This window comes from Kocuria rosea subsp. polaris (assembly GCF_001483755.1).
Lineage (GTDB): Bacteria > Actinomycetota > Actinomycetes > Actinomycetales > Micrococcaceae > Kocuria > Kocuria cellulosilytica.
The window spans coordinates 1-23847 of the sequence record NZ_LQBK01000018.1 but is presented as its reverse complement, the minus strand read 5'-3'; the positions used below and the strand labels follow the sequence as shown (position 1 = coordinate 23847).

The following is a 23847-nucleotide window of genomic DNA, read 5'->3' as shown; positions in this document are numbered from 1 at the left end:
TCAGCCGGCCGCGGGTTGCCGGCGGGAGCGCCGGCCGGGGTCGGCCGCCGCCCCGACGAGCTCGCCGGTCTCCGGGTCGACGCCCTCCGGGACGGCCGGGGCCCCTGCGTCGTGGTCGCCACCCGAGTCCGCCGGAGCCTCGCCCGGGGCCTCCGGAGCGTCCGAGGCACCGGTCGCCGCTGCGTCCCCGGGCTGTCCGGCGAGCCGTTCCCCCGTCTGGTCGGCGGGTGGCGAGGAGCTCACGGTGCGCTGGAAGCAGGCCGTGCCGAGCGCGAGGTCGTGGCCGACGGACACCGCGTCCACGTCGACCGCCGTGTTGCGGCCGTGCTCGCCCTCCCAGAACCGGACCTTGAGCTTGCCGACCACCACCACGGGCTGGCCCTTCTTGATGCTGGCCAGGACGTTGAGCCCCAGGGCGCGGAACGCCTGGATCGAGAACCAGTTGGTGTGCCCGTCCCGCCACGAGCCGGCCTGCTGGTCGAACCAGCGCGGGGTGGAGGCCAGGCGGAAGGTCACCACCACGGTGCCGTCGGGCAGGCTGCGGGACTCGGGATCCGTGGCCACGTAGCCGCGGACGGTGATCTGCTCGGTCATCGGGAACTCCTCTGGACGGCGGCCGGTGCGGCCGGTGCTGGCCCCGGTGGCGGGGTGCACCCAGCGTCCGTCCGCACCGGGGGCCGCCGCGGCGCGGACGCCCGCGGTGTGGACGGCAGGTCCGTCGTCGCCGGCGAACGGTGCGCTGTGCAGTGCGGTCGAGGGCCCGGCGTTCTATGGGTTCGCCCGTCGCGAGGTCCACGGCCGGTCGGGCGAAGGGTCGCACTCGTGGTCAGCCGCCCACAGCCCGGCACCGTCGGACTGCGGACGTCCTCACTGCCCGTCGATGTCGGCGGCGTTCCAGGCGATGACGCCGAGGGGTTCCCGGCGCCGCTCCTGCTCGTGGGAGCACGCCCAGCACCACGGGCCGTACAGGGGCGGGGCGCCGCACTGGCAGAGCCGGATCCGGGCCATCGGACTCACCTCGATGTTCGTTGCAGTGGCCTGGCAGGTGGTGGCCTGCCGGACGACATCCTGCGCGGGTGTCCTCACCCCTACTACCGGTGCGGGAGCCTCTGTGGATGCACCGGGACCGGCTTTTCCGCGGTCCGCGACACCCGCGCGCCCTCCGCCTCAGCGGCGGCTGCTCCGGACGGGGGTCGTGTCCCGCAGGATCGCCGCCGGGCGCCCTGCCGACCGCAGCGCTGCGCTGCGGCCGGCAGGGCGTTCCCGTGGTCGTCGGCCGGCACGCCCTCGCGGCGCGGACCCGACGGTGCAGTGCGGCCGCCCTGGCCCGGCACAGTCGGCTCCGCGCCGGGCGCGCTCTCCCCCGCGTGCGGCCACCGCACCGCGCACCGGTGTCCTTTACCGTGCGACCCCTGCGGCTACGCGGCGCTCCCCGGCTCGACGACGACGCAGTCCTCCCGGAAGTCCAGGTGCATGCAGTGCAGGTCGACGACGCCCCGGATGATGGTCTCCAGCTGCTGCGGGTCGATGTCCTCGCCGACCTGCCGGACGATGAAGTCCCTGGTGTCCTCCGCGGCCTCCTCCACCGTGTCGTAGTGGTAGTAGCGGGCCCCCCGGCCCGTCCACTGCCTGATGATGGTGACGCTCATGGTTCCTCCCCTGGATCGGATCCGGACGCACGGTCCGTGGCCGCCCCGGGCACCCCGTCCGGGAACTGCGGCCGTCCCGGCGGGCTGCCGCCGGGGACGTCGCCGAGGTGCTGGTCCTGCCCTTCCCCGTCCCGGCGAGGACGTCGGGTGGCCGGAGCACCGCACCCCGCGATGTGCTTATTAACGTATGCGAATTCACAGGGTGGTGGCTGTCCACACTTTCGCGAAAGCACATAGCAGCGGTGGGCGGGAGGCGGGATGACGGCCACGGCGCCCTCGCCCCGGAGTGACGGCGACCCCGCCCTGCCGGCGGAGGGCCGGCGGGACGGGGTCGCACGGGTGCCCCAGGAGGGAGTCGAACCCCCGACCAAGAGATTAGAAGGCTCCTGCTCTATCCACTGAGCTACTGGGGCGGGCCGCCCGGGAGACCGTCCCGGGCGCCGCGCACGAGTTTACCAACTCGCCGCGGTGGCCCGGTCCGCCCTCGGTGCGCGGCGCGCTGCTGCGGGGGCCGACCGCGGCTCCCGACGACCCGCCCGGTCGCCGGAACTGCCCGGCCGCCGAGGCGGCCCGGCCCGGCTCAGATCACGGCGCTCTGCACCGGGGGCTGGTAGCGGCCCCGGAAGAGCCGCCGGGTCGCCGGGTCGATGAACCACAGGTACACGCCGTAGGAGAGGGCGACGACCGCCGCGATCAGCCGGCCGGAGCTGAGGTCCAGGTCCAGGTACGGGAAGACGTCCAGCTGGTCGGACACCGCGTAGATCATGAAGAAGACGGTGAGGAAGAACAGGATGTCCACCTGCCAGTCGCTGCGGATCCCCGTGACGGCGAACAGGGGGATGAGCCACACCACGTACCAGGCCTGGATCATCGGGGAGAAGAGCACGATCGCGGCGAACGCCCACGCCAGACGGCGGATGATCCGCTCGTCCCGGCCCACGAACATGAGCCAGAGGATCACCGGCACCGCGAGCGCCTGCCCCACCGAGTGGGTGACCTCCCGCCACTGGCCCGAGTCGCCGCCCACGGCCGCGGCCAGGGTCGCGGCGAGGCCGCCGACGAAGCCCACCGGGGCGTACCAGATGGACACCGAGCCCGGGGTGGACATGGCGGCGACCCAGCCGAAGCCGAAGCCGTTGACCAGGCCCATGAGCCCGAGCAGGGCGATCGAGTAGGCGAGCACGAGGAACCAGATCACGAAGCGGCGCGTCCACGAGGCGCCCCGGCCCGCCCAGAGCAGGCCGATGAACGGGAGGAAGACGAGCGTGATGGGCTTGATCGCCACGGACAGGGTGACGAGCGTGGTGCCGAGCAGTCCGCCCTTCCAGTTCCGGTGCACGGCGGCCGCGTAGGTGCCGCCCAGGGCCAGGGCGATCATGATGGCGTCGTTGTGCACGGAGACGATGAAGTTCGTGAGGAACAGGGGGTTCGCCACGCTCAGCCACAGGGCCCGTGCCGGGTTGATGCCGTGCAGCCGCGCGAGCCGCGGGATCACCCACATGCACGCGATCACGGCGAGCACGCACAGCCCCCGGAACCAGAGCACGGCGGCGTCCGGGTCCGCCCCGGTGACGGCCACCACGAACTGCTCGATCCACAGGAAGAGCGGCCCGTAGGGCGGCGGGGACTCCGACCACATCTGGTCCGCCCCGAGCTGGAAGAAGTTGTCGATCGTGGAGACGCCGTGCTCGTAGGGGTTGAGCCCGTTGGCCATGACCCTGCCCTGGCCGATGTAGGAGTACACGTCGCGGCTGAACAGCGGGATCGTCACGAGCATGGGGGCGGACCACGCCGCGATGGCGGTGAGCACCCAGCGGCCGCTGCCCGGTCCCCACCGGTTGAGCTTCTGTCCCAGCCGCAGCCACTCGCGGATCAGGAGCATCCCGCCCACGGCGAGCAGGAGGATGGAGACGATCACCCCGGTGGTGGTGAAGCGCATGCCGATGATCACCGGCGCCTGCCGCAGCGGGGAGACGGAGGCGAGCCAGCCGACGCCGAGGGAGCCGACGAGCAGCATGACGGAACCGACGGTGCCCATGATCACGGTCCGCAGCGGCGATCCGGAGATGTACCGCGAGCTCCCGGGATCCGCCGGCGGCCGGACGCCGTCGGGGCCCTCGCCCGGGGCCGCCGCCCTCGAAGTGGTCTGCACTGCTCTCCCGATGCGCCCGTCCGGTGGCTTCGGGTGCCGCGGCTGGGCGCAGCACGGACCCGTGGTCGCCCCGATCCTATCCCCGGCCGCTGCGGGATCCCCGAAGGAGCCGGGGCGGGGAGCTGCGCCGTCGGGGCGGCACGGTAGATTGTCCGGGTGGCTATTTCGAACGGACGCATAGTGTGGATCGACTGCGAGATGACGGGGCTGTCCCTCGAGGACGACGCCCTCATCGAGGTGGCGGCGCTCGTCACCGACGACGAGCTCAACGTCCTCGGCGAGGGCGTCGACGTCGTGATCCGCCCGAGCGAGGCGGCGCTGGCGCAGATGGGGGACTTCGTGCGGAACATGCACACCTCCTCCCGGCTGCTCGACGAGCTCCCCTCCGGCATGACGATGGAGGAGGCGCAGGCCCAGGTCCTCGCCTATGTCAAGCAGTGGGTGCCCGAGCCGGGCCGGGCGCCCCTGGGCGGGAACTCGGTGGGCACGGACCGCACGTTCCTGGTGCGCGACATGCCGGAGCTCGTGGCGCACCTGCACTACCGCGTGATCGACGTCTCCACCATCAAGGAGCTCTCCCGCCGCTGGTTCCCCCGGGCCTACTTCCAGGCCCCGCCGAAGACCGGCAACCACCGGGCCCTCGGCGACATCCGCGACTCGATCGACGAGCTGCGCTACTACCGCCGCGCCGTGTTCGCCCCCGAGCCCGGACCGGACTCGGAGACCGCGAAGACCATCGCCGCGGAGATCTCCGCCTCCCGCACCGGCGCCTGAGCCCTTCCTCCGCCTGCGCGGCCCGCGGGCGGCGGAGGAAGGGCTCCGGCGTGGTCCGGGGCGGTCCGGGAATGCGGTACACTCGTATGCGTTGCCCAGCGGAAGCACGGTCTTCCGGCGGGCGTTCATGGTGGGCGTAGCTCAGTTCGGCAGAGCGCCTGGTTGTGGTCCAGGAGGTCGCGGGTTCAACCCCCGTCGCTCACCCGCTGTGAAAGGCCGTCCCGAGGACTCGGGACGGCCTTTCGTCGTTCCCGGTCCGGTTCGAAGGGGCGCCAGCCCCGGCAAGTCGAAGGAAGTGCGTCATGGCCGTCCGCCCCGTGGTGATCACCGGCGATCCCGTCCTCCACCGTCCCGCCGCGAAGGTGGCGCGCTTCGACGAGGAGCTGCGCGCCCTCGTCGAGGACATGTACGAGACCATGGACGCCGCCCACGGCGTGGGCCTCGCCGCCCCGCAGATCGGCGTGGGCCTGCGGATCTTCACCTACACCTTCCAGAACGACGACGGCGTGCCGCCGCGCGGCGTCCTCGTCAACCCCGTCCTGACCCCGGGGAAGATCTCCCAGGACGCGCCGGACCCGGACGAGGAGACCGAGGGCTGCCTGTCCGTGCCGGGCCACAGCTGGCCGCTCAAGCGCGCGGACTGGGCCCGGGTCGCGGGCTTCGACGCCGACGGCCGTCCGGTGGACTTCGAGGCCACGGGATGGTTCGCCCGGGTCATGCAGCACGAGTACGACCACCTGGACGGCAAGCTCTACGTGGACCGGCTCAACGACCGGTGGGCCCGGAAGGCGCGCAAGGCCGTCAAGGCCGAGGGCTGGGGCCGGGCCGGCCGCACCTGGACGCCCGGCGTCGACGAGGACCCGTTCGGCCACTGAGCCCCGGCGGGCCCCGACGCAGGTCCGCGCCCGAACCCCGGCAGGCGGCCGCGCGGGCCCCTGACCCGGGCTCGACGGTCTCCGGCGCAGGCCCCGGGCCCGGACCGAGGACCCGCGACCTGTGCGACCGGCCCGCCCCCGGGCTCAGTCCTCGGTGCGCACCACGACGAGCTCGCCCGCCGAGCGGGCCGTGGGCCCGGTGAGCTCGGCGTGCCAGCGCTCGCGCGCCGCCGCGAGCAGCTCCTGCGGCGTCGCGGGGCGCTCGCCCTCGGCGGCGCGCTCGACCAGGTGCCGGGCGAGCAGCCCGCGGGTGTGCTTGGCCATGTGCGAGACGACCTGCCGCTTCCCGTGGCGCTCCCGGACCACCTTCACGCCCACCGTCCGCTCGCGCGGTCCGCGCCACGCCGCCGCGTAGGCCGCCGACCGGCAGTCCACGACGATCCCGTCCCCGGCGGCGGCTCCCAGCACGGCCGGCAGGTGCTGCTTCCAGTGGGCGGCGAGCCGGCCGAGCCCCGGCAGCTCCGCCCCCATGGACAGGCGGTAGGCGGGGATCCGGTCCTCGGGGCGCACCGCGCCCCACAGGGCCGAGACGACGACGAGGGACTCCGCCGCGGCGGCCCGCTGCGCCCCGGTCATCCCGGCCGGGTCGAGGGCGTCGTAGAGGACGCCGGTGTAGACGCTCAGGGCGGGTGCGGCGGGCTCCGTGCCCAGGCGGGTGTTGCGCTCGACCTCTCCCCGCAGCCGCTCCCCCACGCCCAGCAGCTCGAGCGCGTCGTCGCGGGCGCTCGTCGCGGACAGCTCGGCCAGGACCTGCTCGCGGGCGGCCGTGAGCTCGGGGAAGGACAGCAGCGCGGGGTCGACGGGCGCACCGGTGTCGGGGGCGGTCTTGGTCTCGGAGGGCGGGAGGAGGATCAGCACCCGCAGAAGTCTAGTGACCCGGCGGGGCCGGTGCGCCCGCGGGGGCGGACAGGGAGCCCGGGGCCGGTCCGGACCCGCCGGTCCGGCGGGTAGGATGGGTGGCGGACAGGTCGGCCGGGTGACCGCGGGCCGCGCAGCTCCGGCTGCCGCGGCGCGAGGAAAGTCCGGGCTCCGCAGAGCAGGATGATGGGCAACGCCCACTCGGGGAGACCCGCAGGAAAGTGCCACAGAAAACAGACCGCCCGCCCCGGTCCGTCCGGGCAGCGGGTGAGGGTGAAAAGGTGGTGTAAGAGACCACCAGCGCGCCGGGTGACCGGCGTGGCTCGGCAAACCCCATCCGGAGCAAGGCCAGACAGGGTGCGTCCGAGGGCTGCTCGTCCGAGCACCCGGGTAGGCCGCTCGAGCCCACCGGCAACGGTGGGCCTAGATGGATGGTCACCAGCACGGCACGGGCGACCGGCCGTGTGCACAGAACCCGGCTTACAGGCCGGCCTGTCCCCCGCATCCCTCCCGGCGCCGCCGGCGCGCCCGGCCCCGCCGGGGCCTCAGGAGCGGACGAGGATCACCCCGCACTCCGGGCACGTGAGCACCTCGTCCGCGGCCGCGCCCCGGAACGTCGCGGCGTCCGTGGGGCTGAGCGCCGATCCGCAGGACCCGCACACGGTGCCCCGCAGCTCCGCGGCCGCCGGCCGCTCGGTGCCGCGCCCGGTCCGGATCTTCTCGTACCGCGCCAGCAGGCCGGGATGGCCCACGCCCTCCGCGGCGGCGGCGCGCGTGCCGGCCAGGTCGCCGCGCTCGGCCGTCAGGGTCCGGCCCTCCTCGTCCCGGGCTGCAACGAGACGGCGCGCCTCCGCGTCGGCCTCCTTGAGCCGCGGGGTGATCCGGGCGCGGTGCGCCACGGCGTCGTCGAGCTCCTGCATGATCTCCAGCTCCGCCTCCTCGGCCTCGGCCAGCTGCCGGGTGCGGGTCTCGATCTCGTGCTGCAGACCCATGAGGTCCTTGGCGGATCCGCCCTGCTCGAGGCGCCGGCGGTCCTTCTCGATCGAGGCCTGGACGCGGGCGGCCTTCTGCTCGGCGGCCGCCAGCCGGTCGCGGACCGCCTGCTCCCCGGACTCGAGCTCCTTCGCGGTGGCGATCGCCCGGGCCCGCAGCTGCAGCGCGGCGGCGACCTCGGGGTCGGCCTTCAGCTCAGCGATCCGGGCGGTGATCCGGCGCAGCCGGGCGTCGACCTGCTCGAGCGCCAGCAGGGCTCGTTGCTGCTCGGGCGTGGCGGTGCTCATGCGGGTCCTCCTGCGGTCGGGGCGTCGGGGGCGGAACGGTCGTGGCCGGGGTGGTCCCGGCCCGACCGGATGGGGTCGGACCCGTCGTGGCCGGCGTGGTCGAGGCGGAAGTCCCACGGGTCGGAGCGCCGCTGCGAGACCTCGACCTCGACGTCGTGGCCGCGCGCGGCGAGCGCCGCCCGCAGCGCCGCGGCGCCCACGGGCAGCCACAGCCACTCGCTCGCGAAGTGGGACAGGTCCACGAGGTACGGCGTGCCGTCGGCCCCGGGACCCGCGGCGGCCTCGCGCGCCTCGGACGCGGGGTGGTGGCGCAGGTCCGCGGTCACGTAGGCGTCGGCCCCGGCGGCCCGCACCGCGTCGAGGAGCGAGTCCCCCGCTCCTCCGCACACCGCGACGCGCCGCACGAGGGCGTCGGGGTCCCCGGCCACGCGCACGCCGTGGGCGGTGGGCGGCACGGCGTCGGCCAGGCGCCGGGCCAGCTCGCGCAGGCGGACGGGACGCGCGAGCTCCCCCACGCGCCCGATGCCCACGGCCGGGTCGTCGGGGTGCGGCGCGAGCGGCGCCGTCGTCGTGAGCCCCGCGGCCCGGGCCACGGCGTCCGAGACGCCGTCCGGGGCCGAGTCCGCGTTGGTGTGGCAGGCGAGCAGCGCGCACCGGTGCTCGATGAGCTCGTGCACCACGGCGCCCTTGAAGCCGTCGGCGGCCACCGAGGTGACCCCGCGCAGGAGCAGGGGGTGGTGGGTGATCAGCAGGTCGGCGCCGGTGGAGACGGCCTCGGCCACGACGTCGGCCACGGGGTCCACCGCGAAGAGGATCCGGCGGACCGGCTGGTCCGGGCGCCCGGTGACGAGCCCGCTGGCGTCCCAGGGCTCCTGCAGGCGAAGGGGCCACAGCTGCTCGACGGTCTCGAGCACCTCCGACAGGGAGGGCGCGGGCCGGGGCGGGGACGTGCTCTGCTCGCTCATGGGGCCAGTCTAGGAGCCGCCCCCGCCGCGGGCCCGGAGGGTCCCGGGAATGATGCGGGCCGCGCGGTGTTGTACGGGTCATGGCCTTCTCCGCGCACGACGACGCACGCCCCGTCCCTGCTCCCGCTCCCGGCGGCCCCGCCGGCCCCGTGACCTTCGTGCTCGCCGGCGGGTGCTTCTGGTGCCTCGACGCCGTCTACCGCATCACCCGGGGAGTCACCTCCGTGGTCTCCGGGTACACCGGGGGCGGCCCCGGGCGCCCGAGCTACTACGAGGTGTGCTCGGGCACGACCGGCCACGCGGAGGCCGTCGCCGTGACCTTCGACCCGTCGGTCGTGCCGGCGGACGTGATCCTCGACCTCTTCTTCACCGGCCACGACCCCACCACGCTCAACCGGCAGGGCTACGACGTGGGCACCCAGTACCGGTCCGCCATGTTCTGGGCCGACGAGTCCCAGCGGGAGCTCTTCGAGCGCTCGATCGCCCGGACGCAGCCGGCGTGGGACCAGCCCATCGTCACCACGCTCGAGCCGCTGGGCACGTTCTGGGAGGCGGAGCCCGAGCACCAGGACTTCTACGCCGCCCAGCCCTGGAACGGCTACTGCCAGGTGATCATCAACCCCAAGCTGGCGAAGGTCCGGCAACGTTACTCCGCGTGGCTTACCGCGTAGTAGCGGTTGCGGGGCCTGGCTAGGCTGAGCTAGGACCGCGCCGCCGCGGGCCCCCCAGAGCACCGGCGGCCAGTGCAGCACCCGAGCTCCACCGGAATCCGACACAGAAGTCCGACAGAGAACCGACCACGCAGAAACCGAGGTACGCACATGGCGAAGATCTACAACGACGTCACCGAGATCGTGGGCCGCACCCCGCTCGTCCACCTGAACCGGCTCGACGAGGGCCTGCCCGGCAACGTCGCCGTGAAGCTGGAGTTCTACAGCCCGGCCAGCTCCGTGAAGGACCGCATCGGCGTGGCCATCATCGACGCCGCCGAGAAGTCCGGCCAGCTCAAGCCGGGCGGCACGGTCGTCGAGGGCACCTCCGGCAACACCGGCATCGCGCTGGCCATGGTCGGCGCCGCCCGCGGCTACAAGGTCATCCTGACCATGCCCGAGACCATGTCCACGGAGCGGCGGGTCATGCTCCGCGCCTACGGCGCCCAGATCGTGCTCACCCCGGGCGCCGAGGGCATGCGCGGCGCCGTGGAGAAGGCCCAGGAGATCGTCGAGACGACCGAGAACGCGGTCCTCGCCAGCCAGTTCGCCAACGAGGCCAACCCGGCGATCCACTACGCGACCACGGGCCCCGAGGTCTGGGAGGACACCGACGGCCAGGTCGACGTGTTCATCTCCGGCGTGGGCACCGGCGGCACCATCACGGGCGCGGGCCGCTACCTGCGCGAGCAGAAGCCGGACGTGCGCCTCGTCGTCGTCGAGCCGGCCGACTCGCCGCTGCTCACCGAGGGCAAGGCCGGTCCGCACAAGATCCAGGGCCTCGGGGCGAACTTCGTCCCGGACATCCTCGACCGCGAGATCTACGACGACGTCTACGACGTGACCGTCGAGGACTCCGTGCGGGTCGCCCGCGAGCTCGGCACCAAGGAGGGCATCCTCGGCGGGATCTCCTCGGGCGCCATCGTCTGGGCCGCCCTCCAGGAGGCCGCCAAGGAGGAGAACCGTGACAAGCTGATCGTCGCGATCGTGTGCGACTTCGGCGAGCGCTACATCTCCACCCTGCTCTACGAGGACATCCGGGGCTGAGCCCAGCGACGCCCGCACGACCCGTCCCTGCCGGGAATAGCGCCGCCTGCCGGTGACGTTTCCCCCGGTGGTGGGCGGGTCGTTCCCGTCCGCGCCCCAGCACGTCCCGCCGGCCCCGGCAGGACACGACCCCGGAAGAACAGAGGACAGCCGTGAGTTTCTGGAGCCGACTCGCCGAGGACCTGCAGACGGCCCGGACGCACGACCCGGCCGCGCGCTCCCGGGCGGAGATCGCCCTCAACTACTCGGGTCTGCACGCCATCTGGATCCACCGGCTGTCCCACCGGCTCTGGCAGCGACCCGACCGGCGGCTGCTGGCCCGCACGGTCTCCCAGCTCGGCCGCTTCCTCACCGGTGTGGAGATCCACCCCGGCGCCACCATCGGGCGCCGCTTCTTCATCGACCACGGCATGGGCGTGGTCATCGGGGAGACCGCCGAGATCGGCGAGGACGTGATGATCTACCACGGGGTGACCCTGGGCGGGCGCTCCCTCGAGAAGGTCAAGCGGCACCCCACCGTGGGCGACCGGGTGGTGATCGGCGCCGGCGCGAAGATCCTCGGCCCGGTGGAGATCGGCGCCGACTCCGCCGTGGGCGCCAACGCCGTGGTGGTCAAGGACGTCCCGGAGGACTCGATCGTGACCGGGATCCCCGGCAAGGTCCGCCCGCGCACCCCGGAGAAGCAGCAGCCGCTCGTGGACCCCTCCAGCTACATCGACCCCGCCATGTGGATCTGACCCGCCCTGCGGATCTGAGCCCCGCCGGTCAGCACGACGCCGGCCGGCCGCTCCCCGATCGGGGGGACGGCCGGCCGGCGTCGTCGTGCGGGGGTCGGGCCGGGTCAGGCGACGACCTCGGAGCGGTCCCCGCTCCACAGGGTGTGGTAGACGCCCTCGGCGTCGTCGGTGCGCCGGTAGGTGTGCGCGCCGAAATAGTCGCGCAGCCCCTGCGTGAGGGCCGCGTTGAGCCGGGGCCGGCGCAGCGAGTCGTAGTAGTTCAGCGTGGTGGCGAACACCGGTGCCGGGATGCCGCGCTCCACGGCACGGGCCACGACCCGCCGCCAGGACGGCAGGGCGTCCTCGATCGCGGTGACGAACTCGGGGGCGAACAGCAGGTTCAGCGGCTGCTTGTCGCCCTTGTACGCCTCCATGATCACCTCGAGCAGCTCGGCCCGGATGATGCAGCCCTCGCGCCACAGGCTCGCGATCGTGGCGAGGTCCAGGTCCCAGCCGTACTCCCGGCCGGCCATGGTGAGCATGTCGAGGCCCTGGGCGTAGCTGACGAGCTTCGAGGCGTACAGGGCCTTGCGCACGTCCTCCACGAACTCGGGGTCGTGCACGACGTCCTCGGTGGTGCCCCCGACGCCGGCGGGCAGCACGCGCTGCGCCTCGAGTCGCATCTCCGGCTCGGCGGAGGACAGCGCCCGGGCGAAGACGGACTCGGCGATCGCGGTGACCGGGGAGCCCAGCTCGAGGGCCTCCTGGACCGTCCAGCGGCCAGTGCCCTTCTGCCCCGCGGCGTCCACGATCACGTCGATGAGGGGCTGGTCGGTGCGGGCGTCGACCTGGCGCAGCACGTGGGCGGTGATCTCGATGAGGTAGGAGGCCAGCTCGGTGCGGTTCCACTGCTCGAAGACGTCGGCCTGCTCGGCCGGCTCGAGCCCCGCGACGGAGCGGAGCAGCTCGTGCGCCTCGCCGATGACCTGCATGTCGGCGTACTCGATGCCGTTGTGCACCATCTTCACGAAGTGTCCGGCGCCGTCCGTGTCGATCCACGCGCAGCACGGCCTGCCGTCCTCGGCCTTGGCGGCGATGTCCTCGAGGAGGGGGCCGAGGGAGTCGTAGGACTTGGCCGGGCCGCCGGGCATGATGGAGGGCCCGAGCAGGGCGCCCTCCTCACCGCCCGAGACGCCCACGCCCACGAAGTCCAGGCCCTTCTCGGCGAGCTCCCGCTCGCGGCGCCGGGTGTCCTGGAAGTAGGAGTTGCCGCCGTCGATGATGATGTCGTCCTTCTCGAGCAGCGGCACGAGCTGCTCGATGACGGCGTCCACGGGGGCGCCGGCCTTGACCATCACCAGGATGCGGCGAGGGGTCTCGAGGGCGTCCACGAGCTCCTGGAGGCTCTCCGTGCGGATGAACGCCCCCTCGTCGCCGTGGGCGTCGAGCAGGGCGTCCGTCTTCCCGACGGAGCGGTTGTGGAGGGCGACGGTGTAACCGTGCCGGGCGAAGTTGCGGGCGAGGTTGGCGCCCATGACCGCGAGGCCGGTGACGCCGATCTGGGCTTTCTGTTCTGCTGGCATGCCCCCAGCCTACAAACCCCGGGGACCGGCCACGTCCGGTGCGCACTTGTTGCCGCCGCTTCCCGGGGCGGATCGCGCGGGCGGGCCGACGGTGACGTCCGGGGAAGCACCGGCGTCACAATCGCCGCGCGCCCGGCAGGGGCTCCTAGATTGGTCCTGCAGCACGACGAGTCGGGGGGCCGGGGATGAACGCGTGGACGAGGGCACTGGCGGGGGCCGTGGCCGGTGCCGCCCTGTGGTCGGGCGCCGCGCTCGCGCCCGCCGCCGCCGCCGGCGGGGTCGACCTGGTCCTGGGCACCAGGGTGGTGCTCGACGAGGCCACGGTCGGCCAGGCCACCGAGGGGGCCGCCCGGCTGTGCGGGGGCCCGCCCTCCGGCTACGTGAAGCGGGCCCGGAAGGCCGCCCGCACGGGCAGCATCGTGGTCCTCTGCACCCGCCCCGGGAACAAGCAGGTGTACTTCCGCTGACCGCGCGCCGGTTCCCGGCGTGTCGTGGTGGGTCCTACCGGGATCGAACCGATGACATCCACGGTGTAAACGTGGCGCTCTACCAGCTGAGCTAAAGACCCTGACAACCGGGTGGGAGGTTTGCGCAACCGCCGGCACCCGGTTCCCGAACAGGCTACCCGCCGCGGCGGACCGGCGCCGACCGGCCGGGGGCCCGCCCCGGTGTGACGTTGCCCATATTCCGCGGGGAGCCTACGGGCGGGCGAGTCGCTGCTCGAGGCCCACCAGGAACTCGGTCGCGGAGGCGTCGACCTTGAGCCGTGCCGCGGCGTCCCCCCGGGTGCGCCCGTGGTTGACGATCACCACCGGCACGTCGGCGCGCACGGCGTGCCGGACGAAGCGCCGTCCCGAGTTCACCGTCAGGGAGGAGCCGACGACCAGCAGGGCGTCCGCGGCGTCCACCATGCGCAGCGCGCGCAGCACCCGGTGCCGGGGGGCGTTCTCCCCGAAGAACACGACGTCGGGCTTCAGGACCCCGCCGCAGACGGGGCAGTCCGGCACCCGGAACCCGGCCGTGCGCGGCACCACGGCGTCGGCGTCCGGGGCGAACTCGATGTCCTCCGCGGAGGAGATCGAGTCGTAGAAGCCGGGGTTGAGCTCGTCGAACAGCTCGGAGAGCACGGACCGCGGGATCCGGCTGGCGCAGCGCAGGCACCCCACCTGCGTGTACCGCCCGTGCAGGTCCACGACATTGAGGGATCCGGCGGCCTGGTGCAGCCGGTCGATGTTCTGAGTGACCACGCCCGTCACGGCCCCCGACTCCTCGAGGCGGGCCAGGGCCGCGTGCCCGCGGTTCGGCCGGGCCCGGGCCAGGTGGCGCCAGCCGTACTGGTTGCGCGCCCAGTAGTGGCTGCGCATCGCGGCGCTGCCCGTGAACTCGTCGAACGTCATGGGGGTGCGGGGGGTGGAGCCGGGGCCGCGGTAGTCCGGGATCCCGGAGTCCGTGCTGATCCCGGCGCCCGTCAGCACGGCGGTCCGGCGGCCCGCCAGCAACTCGACGGCCCGGGCCAGCCCGGCGTCGAGCCCGGCGGCGTCGGGATCGGGGAACTGGTCGGGGTGCACGGGGGCGCCGTAGCCGGCGCGGACGGTGGGCATCGTGGCTCGCTCGGGGACCGGGCCGGCCGCGCTCAGCCGGGCAGCCGGGTGAGGGCGGCGCGGTAGGCCTCCAGCTCCCGGGGCACTCCGCGCTCGGACCGGAAGGCGTCGACGACGACGCCGTCCGCGTCCAGCACGAACGTGGCCCGCTCCGCGAGGCCGGCCTCCGCGTCGAAGACCCCGTAGCGCTGCGCCACGGCCCCGTGGGGCCAGAAGTCGGAGAGCAGGTCGAAGTCGAAGGACTCCTCCCGGGCGAACGCCCGCAGCGTGTACTTGGAGTCCACGGACACCGCGAGCAGCCGCACCCCGGCGTCGTCGAACACGGGCAGGCTGTCCTGGAGCCGGCACAGCTCCCCGGTGCAGGTCCCGGAGAACGCGAACGGGAAGAACACGATCGCCACCGGACGGCCGCGCAGGCCGCTCAGGGCGACCGGCTCGCCGAACTGGTTCTGGAGGGTGAAGTCCGGAGCGGGGGCGCCGATCTCGAGCATGCGTGGTCTCCTCCGGTGGGTTCCGTGGCGCCCGGTCAGACGTTGCGCTTGGGCATGAGCCGGGTCGCGGCCCAGTCCGCGCTGACGCGCGCGGTCGTGGTCACGTGCAGGCCCGCCGTGGGGGCGGCCTCCTGGACCTCCGCGGGCGGCACGTAGCCGTCGCGCCCGGCCTTCGGGGTCAGCACCCACACCACGCCCCCGTCGTCCAGGGTGGTGGTGACGTCCACCAGCGTGTCGACCAGGTCGCCGTCGCCCTCGCGGAACCACAGGAGCACGGCGTCGACGACCTCCTGGTCCTCCTCGTCGAGCAGGTCCGAGCCGATCACTTCCTCGATGCCGTCCCTCAGGTCGAGGTCGACGTCCTCGTCGTATCCGAACTCCTGGATGTAGTCGCCATCCTTGAAACCGAGCTGGACTACCGCGTCACCCGCGGTGGTCTTGGCCTCGCTCACTGTTCATGCTCCTTCTGGGATCGGGCCGACGAACGACGACCACGCACTGCGTACCGGTGCTGGGCTCCGCCTGCCCGTCGGCGGACCGCGGGGGCACGGTGGCGGGCCGGATACCGGCTTCACCGTCCAGACAACACCGGATCAGGGACTCTTTCAAGCTCCCGCACGGTGCGGACCGCCGAATCGCGGGGCGACACGTCGTGTGACGGCCCGCCCCGGGTGTGGAAGCATGGTCCCAACAGACACCCCGTGCGCCCGGGTGGCCCTGTCGGCGCAATCCGCACGACGGGCCGGTTCCCGGACGCCGCCCGCCCCGGGCGGCGTCCGGACAGCCGGACAGCCGGACGGGCAACGGGTATTTTGAGACTGTCGGACGACCCGGCCGCGTTCTCGCGCGCACCCGCCCGGGAACCTGATCGGGCAACTCGACGAAGAGAGGTTGAACGTGCCTTCATCCAGCAACCACCACATCCTCAGTGGCTTGACCAACAACCTGAAGGACTCCGACGCCGAGGAGACCCGGGAGTGGATCGAGTCCTTCGAGGGCCTGATCGAGACGCACGGCACGGAGCGGGCGCAGTACATCATGCGTGCCCTGCTCCAGCACGCGGGCGCCAAGAGCGTGGGCGTGCCGATGGTGACCACCACCGACTACGTGAACTCGATCCCCGTGGACCAGGAGCCGGAGTTCCCGGGCGACGAGGAGATCGAGCGGCGCTACCGCGCGTTCCTGCGCTGGAACGCCGCCGTGATGGTGCACCGGGCCCAGCGCCCCGAGATCGGCGTGGGCGGGCACATCTCCTCCTACGCCGGCGTGGCCACCCTCTACGAGGTGGGCCTCAACCACTTCTTCCGCGGCCCCGAGCACCCCGGCGGCGGCGACCAGGTGTTCTGGCAGGGCCACTCCTCACCCGGCAACTACGCGCGCGCCTACCTCGAGGGCCGGCTCACCGAGGAGCAGCTGGACGGGTTCCGGCAGGAGAAGACCAAGGCCCCGAACGGGCTGCCCTCCTATCCGCACCCCCGCTCCATGCCGGACTTCTGGCAGTTCCCCACGGTCTCGATGGGCATCGGCCCGATGAACGCGATCTACCAGGCGCAGTTCAACCGGTACCTGCACCACCGCGGCATCAAGGACACCTCCGAGCAGCACGTCTGGGCGTTCCTCGGCGACGGCGAGATGGACGAGCCCGAGTCGCGCGGACTGCTGCAGCTGGCCGCCAACGACAAGCTGGACAACCTCACCTTCGTGATCAACTGCAACCTGCAGCGCCTGGACGGACCGGTGCGCGGCAACGGCAAGATCATCCAGGAGCTGGAGGCCTTCTTCCGCGGCGCCGGCTGGAACGTCGTCAAGGTCCTCTGGGGCCGCGAGTGGGACGAGCTGCTCGCCAAGGACGAGGACGGCGAGCTCGTGCGGATCATGAACGAGACGCTCGACGGCGACTACCAGACGTACAAGGCGGAGTCCGGCGGCTTCATCCGCGACCACTTCTTCGGCAAGTCCCCGGCCACCAAGGAGCTCGTCGCGGACATGTCCGACGACGAGATCTGGGAGCTCAAGCGCGGCGCGCACGACTACCACAAGGTGTACGCCGCCTACAAGGCCGCGACCGAGCACCAGGGCCAGCCGACCGTGGTCCTGGCGCAGGGCGTCAAGGGCTACGGCCTGGGCAGCCACTTCGAGGCGCGCAACGCGACCCACCAGATGAAGAAGCTGACCCTGGAGGACCTCAAGGCCTTCCGGGACCACCTGCGCATCCCCGTCTCGGACGAGGAGCTGGAGAGCGACCTCTACGGCGCCCCGTACTACCACCCCGGCAAGGACTCCCCGGAGATCAAGTACCTGCTCGAGCGCCGGAAGGAGCTCGGCGGCTTCGTCCCGGACCGCCCGCACGAGCAGCCCGAGATCGCGCTGCCGTCCGACGACGCGTACCGGTCCGCGAAGAAGGGCTCCGGCAAGCAGATGGCGGCCACCACCATGGCCTTCGTGCGGATCCTGAAGGACCTCCTGCGGGAGAAGGAGTTCGGCCACCGGATCGTGCCCATCGTCCCCGACGAGGCCCGCACCTTCGGCATGGACTCGTTCTTCCCCACGGCCAAGATCTACAACCCCAACGGGCAGAACTACCTCTCCGTGGACCGCGAGCTCATGCTCGCCTACAAGGAGTCCCCGCAGGGGCAGATCCTGCACGCCGGGATCAACGAGGCCGGCTCCGTGGCCGCATTCACCGCCGCGGGCACCGCCTACGCCACCCACGGCGAGCCCATGGTGCCGGTCTACATCTTCTACTCGATGTTCGGCTTCCAGCGCACCGGCGACTCCTTCTGGGCCGCCGCCGACCAGATGACCCGCGGGTTCATCATCGGGGCCACCGCCGGGCGCACCACGCTCACCGGCGAGGGCCTCCAGCACGCCGACGGCCACTCCCCGCTGCTGGCCGCGACCAACCCGGCGGTGGTCTCCTACGACCCGGCCTACGGCTACGAGATCGCCCACATCGTGCGGCGCGGCCTCGAGCACATGTACGGCACGGGCGACGAGGACCACAACGTCATGTACTACCTGACGGTCTACAACGAGCCGTACCAGCAGCCGGCCGAGCCGGAGGGCGTGGACGTCGAGGGCATCGTCAAGGGCATCTACCTGCTCAAGCCCGCCGAGAACGAGGGGCCCCGCGCGCAGCTGCTCGCCTCCGGCGTGGCCGTGCCGTGGGCCCTCGAGGCGCAGAAGCTGCTCGCCGAGGACTGGGGCGTCTCCGCCGACGTGTGGTCCGTGACCTCCTGGGTGGAGCTGCGCCGCGACGGCCTGGCCGCCGAGAAGGAGGCGTTCCTCAACCCCGGCGACGGCACCCGGACCCCGTACGTGGCCCAGCAGCTGGCCGGGGCCACGGGCCCGGTCGTGGCCGTCTCGGACTTCAGCGCGGACCTGCCGGACAAGATCCGCCAGTTCGTCCCGAACGATTTCGCGTCCCTGGGCGCCGACAGCTTCGGCTTCTCGGACACCCGCGCCGGCGCCCGCCGGCACTTCAAGATCGACTCCCACTCCATGGTGGTCCGTGCCCTGGAGATGCTCGCCAAGCGCGGCGAGGTCGACTGGCGCGCCCCCGGTGAGGCGATCGAGAAGTACGCCCTCAACGACGTCACCGCCGGCACCTCCGGCAACGCGGGCGGCGACGCCTGAGCCCTCCCCCGGCGCACCACGGCGCCCCGCCCACCCGCGTCCGGGTGGGCGGGGCGCCGTCGTCGTGGCCGGGTCCGGACGCGGCGGACCGGTGCTCTAAGCTCGGAGGCATGGCTGGACAGGACGGGAACTCCACGACGCGCTGGCTGCGCCCCTCGCGCAGGCGCGCCACGGACCGGTCCCGTCCCGTCGCCCCGCCCCACCCCCGCACGCTCGAGAACCTCAAGGCGAACCTGGGCGCCATCTCCACGGTCGCGACCCGCCGCCTCGAGACGGACCTCGGCTGGTTCGAGGAGCTGCGCGCCGACGAGCGCTCCGAGCTGGGTCTCGTGGCCCAGCGCGGCATCTCCTCGTTCGTGCGCTGGTACGAGGACCCGGAGGAGCCCCTGTGGGTGCTCACCCAGGTCTTCCGGGGCGCGCCCACGGACCTGACCCGCTCCATCTCCCTCCAGCACGCCCTGCAGCTGCTGCGGATCGTGGTGGACGTCGTGGAGGAGAAGGTCCCGGAGCTCGCCAAGCACCACGACGAGGCCGCGCTGCGGGAAGCCGTGCTGCGCTACTCGCGGGAGATCGCCTTCGCCGCCGCCGACGTCTACGCCCGCGCCGCCGAGAACCGCGGCTCGTGGGACGCCCGGCTGGAGTCCCTCGTGGTCGACGGGATCCTCCGGGGCGAGCACTCCGACTCCCTGCGCTCCCGCGTGGCGGCCCTGGGCTGGGTCTCGTCCGGGCCGGTCACCGTGCTCACGGGCTCCGCGCCCGAGGCCGCCGGTCCGTCCACCGTGGCCCGGCTGCGGCGGCTGGCCGGGCGCTACGCGCAGGACTCCCTGGTCTCCATCCAGGGCGACCGCCTCGTGCTCATCCTCGGGGGGCTGTCCGACCGGGACCTCGCCCTCGAGAAGCTGACGGCCGCCTTCGGGCCCGGACCGGTCGCCTACGGCCCGGAGGCCCCCACGGTCTTCGCCGCCGGCCGGTCCGCCCGGCTCGCCCACGCCGCGCTGTCCGTGGCGCCGGCCTGGCCCGCGGCGCCCCGTCCCGTGCACTCCGAGGACCTGTGGCCGGAGCGGGCCATGGCCGGGGACGAGAACGCGCGCACGGCGATGGTCGAGTCCGTGTACCGCCCGCTGACCCGGTCCGCGACCGGGCTCGTCGAGACGCTCTCCGCCTACGTCTCGGTGGGCCACTCCCTGGAGGCCACCGCCCGGGAGCTGTTCGTGCACGCCAACACGGTGCGCTACCGGCTGCGCCGGATCAGCGACCTCACCGGCTGGGACCCCCTCGTCCCCCGCGACGCGTTCGTGCTGCACTGCGCCCTCGTGGCGGGCCGGCTCGCGGACTCGTGCGCGCCCATCGACACGTCCGCCCCCGCCGTGGGACCCGTCTTGTAGCTTCCCTACAAACACCGCCGCCGGGCTTCGTGCCCTCCGGGCCCCCGCGCGGGGGCGCATCCTTGCGAAGCTGGAGCGGTGATCGCGATCGTCTGCCCCGGACAGGGCTCCCAGAAACCCGGCTTCCTCACCGAATGGCTCGCCCTCGACGGCGTGCGCGCCCACCTCGAGGAGCTGGGCGAGGCCGCCGGGCTCGACCTCGTGCACTTCGGCACCGAGGCCGACGAGGACACCATCAAGGACACCGCGGTGGCCCAGCCCCTCATCGTGGCCGCGGGTCTCGTGGCGGGCCGGCTGCTCGGCGACCGGATCGGTCCCGGCCGGGACGACCTCCTCTTCGCGGGGCACTCGGTCGGTGAGATCACCGCCTCCGCGCTGGCCGGCGCCCTCACCGAGGTCGACGCCATGGCCTTCGTCCGCACCCGGGCCAACGCCATGGCCGAGGCGGCCGCGGCCGTGCCCACCGGCATGAGCGCGGTGCTCGGCGGCAAGGAGGACGAGGTCCTCGCCGCCATCGAGGCCGCGGGCCTGACGGCCGCCAACGCCAACGGGGGCGGACAGACCGTCGCCGCCGGCACCCTCGAGCAGCTGGCCGCCCTCGCGGAGCACCCTCCGGCCCGCGCCCGGGTGATCGCGCTCAAGGTGGCCGGTGCCTTCCACACCGAGCACATGGCCCCCGCCCTGGAGCCCCTGCGCGAGCTCGTCCCCCGGCTCGCGCCGGCCGACCCCGTGCACCCCCTGCTCTCCAACGCCGACGGCGAGCCCGTGGCCGGCGGCGCCGCGAACCTCGAGGCGCTCGTGGCCCAGGTCTGCCGGCCGGTGCGCTGGGACCTGTGCACCCGCACGCTCCAGGAGCGCGGCGTCGAGCAGCTGGTCGAGCTGCCCCCGGCGGGCACCCTCGTGGGCCTGGCCAAGCGCGGCCTGAAGGGCGTCCCGGCCCTCGCCGTGAACTCCGCGGCGGAGCTGGAGCAGGCCAGGAGTATTCTTGACTGACGTCCGCGCGCGCACCGAGTGCGCCGCCCGTCCCGAGGCCGGAGCAGCCGTTCCGCCCCGCCCAGCCGGCCCGTCCGCCGCGCCCGGCCGCACGAAGGAGCAACGACCCCTGTGGTGACCCTGAAGCAGCAACAGACCAACGCGCACTCCCGGATCCTCGGCCTGGGCGTCTACCGACCGGACGTGGTCGTGACCAACGACGACGTCTGCCAGTGGATCGAGTCCTCGGACGAGTGGATCCAGCAGCGCACCGGCATCAGGACCCGGCACCGGGCCGCCGAGGACGTGAGCGTGCTCGACATGTCCGAGCACGCCGCCCGGGAGGCGCTGGCGGCCGCCGGCATCGAGGCCTCGCAGCTCGGGGCCGTGATCGTCTCCACGATCTCCTTCCCCTATCTCACCCCCTCCGCCGCGGCGGCCCTCGCCGACCGCCTGGGCGCCACCCCGGCGCCGGCCTTCGACATCTCGGCCGCCTGCGCGGGCTACTGCTACGGCATCGCCCAGGCCGACGCCCTCGTGCGCTCGGGAGCCGCCGAGTACGTCCTGGTCATCGGCGTGGAGAAGCTCTCCGACGTCATCGACAACAGCGAGCGCTCCATCTCGTTCCTGCTCGGCGACGGCGCCGGTGCCGTGGTGATCGGCCCGTCCGAGACCCCCGGGATCGGTCCCTCGGTGTGGGGTTCCGACGGCTCCAAGTGGGACGCCATCCGGATGACGCACCCGCTCACGGACGTCCGGGCGGTGGAGCAGGGCCGGGAGCGCACCCCGTCGCCCGACCTCGTCGACCCGGAGACCGGCGAGATGGGCGAGGACGCCACCCTCTGGCCGACCCTGCGCCAGGACGGCCAGACGGTCTTCCGCTGGGCCTCGTGGGAGGTCGCCAAGCGTGCGCAGGAGGCCATGGACGTGGCCGGGGTGAAGCCCGAGGACCTGAGCGCCTTCATCCCCCACCAGGCGAACATGCGGATCATCGACCAGATGGCCAAGACGCTCAAACTCCCCGAGTCCGTGGTCATCGCCCGCGACATCGCCGACGCCGGCAACACGTCCGCCGCGTCCGTGCCGCTCGCGACGCACCGGCTGCTCGCCGAGCACCCGGAGCTGTCCGGGAAGCTGGCCCTGCAGATCGGCTTCGGCGCCGGCCTCGTCTACGGCGCCCAGGTCGTCGTCCTCCCCTGAGCCCCGCCGGCACGCGGGCCGTCCTCCCGGGGCCGATCCACGTGTCGGTGCCGCCGCGGGGCCCTGCGAGTCGTCGTAGGGTTGAACCGCACACCCGTAGTCCCCCGGCCGGGCCCTCACGGCCTGACCGGCACAGATGCACCCGGCACCTGCCCGGGGGCGCCCGTCACCACCGGCTGCTCCGGCAGCCGCAGAGAAAGGAAGCCACCATGGCGAGCAAAGAAGAGATCCTGACCGGCCTGGCCGAGATCGTCAACGAGGAGACCGGTCTCGAGACCGAGGCCGTCCAGCTGGACAAGTCCTTCACCGAGGACCTCGACATCGACTCCATCTCCATGATGACCATCGTGGTCAACGCCGAGGAGAAGTTCGACGTCACGATCCCCGACGAAGAGGTCAAGAACCTGAAGACCGTCGAGGACGCCGTCAACTTCATCGACAACGCCCAGGCCTGATCCGGCCGGTCGGTGCGCGGCGCGGCGGACCGCAGGATCCGCCGCGCCGCACCGACCCGCGACCGGGCGGGCCGCCCCCGCTTCACCCCAGGACACGAGGAAGTGCAGTCATGACCCGCAAAGTAGTCGTCACCGGTCTCGGTGCCACCACCCCGATCGGTGGCACCGTCCCCGAGCTGTGGCGCAGCGCCACCACGGGCGTCTCCGGTGTCAGAGCCATCGAGCACGACTGGGTGGACACCTACGATCTGGGCGTGCGGATCGCCGCGCCCGTCTCGACGCCCGCCAGCGAGGTGCTCCCCCGGGTCGAGGCCAAGCGCCTGGACCCCTCCGGGCAGCTGTCCGTCATCGCCGCCCGGGAGGCGTGGGCCGACGCCGGCTTCTCCGGCCACAACGCCGAGAGCTCCGCCGAGGTCGATCCGGACCGCTTCGCCGTGGCCTTCGGCACCGGCATCGGCGGGGTCTGGACCCTGCTGGACGCCTACGACACCCTCCAGAAGCGCGGCGCCCGGCGCGTCATGCCCCTCACGGTCCCGATGCTCATGCCCAACGGCAACGCGGCGGCCGTCGGCATGGACCTCAAGGCCCGCGCCGCGTCCATCACGCCCGTCTCGGCGTGCGCCTCCGGCACGGAGGCCTTCTACCAGGGCATGAACCTCATCCGCTCCGGCAAGGCGGACCTCGTGGTGGTCGGCGGCGCCGAGTCCGCCATCCACCCCGTCACCATCGCGGCGTTCTCCTCGATGCAGGCGCTGTCCAAGCGCAACGACGAGCCCGAGCGCGCGTCCCGCCCCTACGACACCGCCCGTGACGGCTTCGTGATGGGCGAGGGTGCCGGCGCCGTGGTCCTCGAGTCGGAGGAGCACGCCCGCGCCCGCGGCGCACGGATCTACGCCGAGCTCGCCGGCGCCGGGCTCACCTCGGACGCCTACCACATCACCGCGCCCGACGAGGAGGGCCGCGGCGCGGCCCGTGCCCTCGAGGAGGCCATGGAGACCGGGGAGTTCGGACCGGCCGACGTCCGGCACGTCAACGCCCACGCGACCTCGACGCCGAAGGGCGACGCCCCCGAGGCCGGTGCGCTGCGCCGCGCGTTCGGCTCGGCGGTGGACGACATGTGCGTCTCGGCGACCAAGTCGATGACCGGCCACATCCTGGGCGGTTCGGGCGCCGTGGAGGCCGTGCTCACCGTGCTCGCCGTGCACCACCGCACCGCGCCGTGCACCATCAACCTGGAGAACCAGGACCCGGAGATCGACCTCGACGTCGTCACCGACGCCCGCGGTCTCCCCTCCGGCGACTTCGTGGCCGTGTCCAACTCCTTCGGCTTCGGCGGCCACAACGCGGTCGCCGCGTTCCGCACCGTCTGAGCGCCCGCCCCGCGGAACCTCCGGAACGCGCGCGAAGGGCCGTCCCGCTGCTCGCGGGACGGCCCTTC

23 protein-coding genes, 3 tRNA genes and 1 other RNA gene are annotated in these 23847 nt (G+C 73.1%); 14 read left to right on the top strand and 13 right to left on the bottom strand.

Annotated elements, in window-relative coordinates; translation table 11 throughout:
- The 5 genes from AVL61_RS09835 to mptB form a co-directional block, all read right to left on the bottom strand.
- Positions 1-594 (bottom strand): single-stranded DNA-binding protein, encoded by a 594-nt coding sequence (locus AVL61_RS09835; RefSeq protein WP_058874166.1) that lies wholly within the window; start codon positions 592-594, stop codon positions 1-3.
- Between the two features lie 273 nt (positions 595-867).
- Positions 868-1086, bottom strand: coding sequence for a hypothetical protein (locus AVL61_RS18165; protein WP_197412678.1), 219 nt, complete (start codon positions 1084-1086; stop codon positions 868-870).
- Positions 1087-1418: 332 nt separating this feature from the next.
- Entirely contained in the window at positions 1419-1649 is a 231-nt protein-coding gene (locus tag AVL61_RS09830) for a hypothetical protein (protein WP_058874165.1), read from the bottom strand.
- Between the two features lie 340 nt (positions 1650-1989).
- Positions 1990-2062, bottom strand: a tRNA-Arg gene (locus AVL61_RS09825).
- Positions 2063-2229: 167 nt separating this feature from the next.
- A complete protein-coding gene (gene mptB / locus AVL61_RS09820) occupies positions 2230-3801 on the bottom strand; it encodes a polyprenol phosphomannose-dependent alpha 1,6 mannosyltransferase MptB (RefSeq protein WP_231738365.1) in 1572 nt (523 codons plus the stop codon).
- Between the two features lie 156 nt (positions 3802-3957).
- Between mptB and orn the strand changes: the two genes are divergently transcribed.
- From orn to AVL61_RS09805, 3 genes are all read left to right on the top strand, one after another.
- Positions 3958-4575 carry an oligoribonuclease gene (gene orn / locus AVL61_RS09815; protein ID WP_197412677.1) on the top strand — a complete coding sequence of 206 codons (618 nt, stop codon included), beginning with the start codon at positions 3958-3960 and terminating at the stop codon, positions 4573-4575.
- 130 nt (positions 4576-4705) lie between these two features.
- Positions 4706-4779, top strand: a tRNA-His gene (locus tag AVL61_RS09810).
- A 98-nt stretch (positions 4780-4877) separates the two neighbouring features.
- Complete coding sequence (locus AVL61_RS09805; RefSeq protein ID WP_058874164.1) at positions 4878-5450, top strand: peptide deformylase; 573 nt, start codon at positions 4878-4880, stop codon at positions 5448-5450.
- 144 nt (positions 5451-5594) lie between these two features.
- On the opposite strand, the gene AVL61_RS09800 is transcribed toward AVL61_RS09805, so the two are convergent.
- Positions 5595-6368, bottom strand: coding sequence for a YaaA family protein (locus tag AVL61_RS09800; protein WP_058874163.1), 774 nt, complete (start codon positions 6366-6368; stop codon positions 5595-5597).
- Positions 6369-6474: 106 nt separating this feature from the next.
- Here AVL61_RS09800 and rnpB point away from each other — a divergent pair.
- Positions 6475-6867: RNase P RNA component class A (gene rnpB, locus AVL61_RS09930), an RNA gene on the top strand.
- 46 nt (positions 6868-6913) lie between these two features.
- Here rnpB and AVL61_RS09795 read toward each other — a convergent pair.
- Both AVL61_RS09795 and AVL61_RS09790 read right to left on the bottom strand, forming a co-directional pair.
- Positions 6914-7648 (bottom strand): zinc ribbon domain-containing protein, encoded by a 735-nt coding sequence (locus AVL61_RS09795; RefSeq protein ID WP_058874162.1) that lies wholly within the window; start codon positions 7646-7648, stop codon positions 6914-6916.
- Positions 7645-8613: a Nif3-like dinuclear metal center hexameric protein gene (locus AVL61_RS09790; protein ID WP_058874161.1), complete on the bottom strand. Its 969-nt coding sequence runs from the start codon at positions 8611-8613 to the stop codon at positions 7645-7647. The genes AVL61_RS09795 and AVL61_RS09790 overlap by 4 nt, the downstream gene beginning before the upstream one ends.
- A gap of 80 nt (positions 8614-8693) precedes the next feature.
- Here AVL61_RS09790 and msrA point away from each other — a divergent pair, with 80 nt between their 5' ends.
- From msrA to epsC, 3 genes are all read left to right on the top strand, one after another.
- The gene (msrA, locus tag AVL61_RS09785; protein ID WP_231738364.1) at positions 8694-9284 is read left to right on the top strand and encodes a peptide-methionine (S)-S-oxide reductase MsrA; all 591 of its coding nucleotides are present in this window, start codon (positions 8694-8696) and stop codon (positions 9282-9284) included.
- A gap of 150 nt (positions 9285-9434) precedes the next feature.
- The gene (gene cysK, locus AVL61_RS09780; protein WP_058874160.1) at positions 9435-10370 is read left to right on the top strand and encodes a cysteine synthase A; all 936 of its coding nucleotides are present in this window, start codon (positions 9435-9437) and stop codon (positions 10368-10370) included.
- Between the two features lie 152 nt (positions 10371-10522).
- On the top strand, positions 10523-11107 hold the full coding sequence (gene epsC / locus AVL61_RS09775; RefSeq protein ID WP_058874159.1) for a serine O-acetyltransferase EpsC: 585 nt from the start codon (positions 10523-10525) through the stop codon (positions 11105-11107).
- 104 nt (positions 11108-11211) lie between these two features.
- On the opposite strand, the gene gndA is transcribed toward epsC, so the two are convergent.
- The gene (gndA, locus tag AVL61_RS09770) at positions 11212-12669 is read right to left on the bottom strand and encodes an NADP-dependent phosphogluconate dehydrogenase (protein WP_058874158.1); all 1458 of its coding nucleotides are present in this window, start codon (positions 12667-12669) and stop codon (positions 11212-11214) included.
- Between the two features lie 185 nt (positions 12670-12854).
- Between gndA and AVL61_RS09765 the strand changes: the two genes are divergently transcribed.
- On the top strand, positions 12855-13136 hold the full coding sequence (locus AVL61_RS09765; protein ID WP_058874157.1) for a hypothetical protein: 282 nt from the start codon (positions 12855-12857) through the stop codon (positions 13134-13136).
- Positions 13137-13161: 25 nt separating this feature from the next.
- Here the strand turns inward: AVL61_RS09765 and AVL61_RS09760 are convergent.
- The 4 genes from AVL61_RS09760 to AVL61_RS09745 form a co-directional block, all read right to left on the bottom strand.
- Positions 13162-13237, bottom strand: a tRNA-Val gene (locus AVL61_RS09760).
- A 130-nt stretch (positions 13238-13367) separates the two neighbouring features.
- Positions 13368-14270: an NAD-dependent protein deacetylase gene (locus AVL61_RS09755; protein WP_058874156.1), complete on the bottom strand. Its 903-nt coding sequence runs from the start codon at positions 14268-14270 to the stop codon at positions 13368-13370.
- 32 nt (positions 14271-14302) lie between these two features.
- Entirely contained in the window at positions 14303-14761 is a 459-nt protein-coding gene (locus AVL61_RS09750) for a peroxiredoxin (protein WP_058874155.1), read from the bottom strand.
- A 35-nt stretch (positions 14762-14796) separates the two neighbouring features.
- Positions 14797-15213: a DUF3052 domain-containing protein gene (locus tag AVL61_RS09745; protein ID WP_058874154.1), complete on the bottom strand. Its 417-nt coding sequence runs from the start codon at positions 15211-15213 to the stop codon at positions 14797-14799.
- A gap of 445 nt (positions 15214-15658) precedes the next feature.
- Here AVL61_RS09745 and aceE point away from each other — a divergent pair, with 445 nt between their 5' ends.
- From aceE to AVL61_RS09715, 6 genes are all read left to right on the top strand, one after another.
- A complete protein-coding gene (gene aceE, locus AVL61_RS09740) occupies positions 15659-18397 on the top strand; it encodes a pyruvate dehydrogenase (acetyl-transferring), homodimeric type (protein WP_058874181.1) in 2739 nt (912 codons plus the stop codon).
- Between the two features lie 110 nt (positions 18398-18507).
- Positions 18508-19782 carry a PucR family transcriptional regulator gene (locus AVL61_RS09735; RefSeq protein WP_058874153.1) on the top strand — a complete coding sequence of 425 codons (1275 nt, stop codon included), beginning with the start codon at positions 18508-18510 and terminating at the stop codon, positions 19780-19782.
- A gap of 78 nt (positions 19783-19860) precedes the next feature.
- Entirely contained in the window at positions 19861-20775 is a 915-nt protein-coding gene (locus tag AVL61_RS09730; RefSeq protein WP_058874152.1) for an ACP S-malonyltransferase, read from the top strand.
- Positions 20776-20886: 111 nt separating this feature from the next.
- Positions 20887-21954, top strand: coding sequence for a beta-ketoacyl-ACP synthase III (locus AVL61_RS09725; RefSeq protein ID WP_058874151.1), 1068 nt, complete (start codon positions 20887-20889; stop codon positions 21952-21954).
- 209 nt (positions 21955-22163) lie between these two features.
- Complete coding sequence (locus AVL61_RS09720) at positions 22164-22409, top strand: acyl carrier protein (RefSeq protein WP_017833742.1); 246 nt, start codon at positions 22164-22166, stop codon at positions 22407-22409.
- Between the two features lie 110 nt (positions 22410-22519).
- A complete protein-coding gene (locus AVL61_RS09715; protein WP_058874150.1) occupies positions 22520-23779 on the top strand; it encodes a beta-ketoacyl-[acyl-carrier-protein] synthase family protein in 1260 nt (419 codons plus the stop codon).
- The last annotated feature ends 68 nt before the right edge of the window (positions 23780-23847 follow it).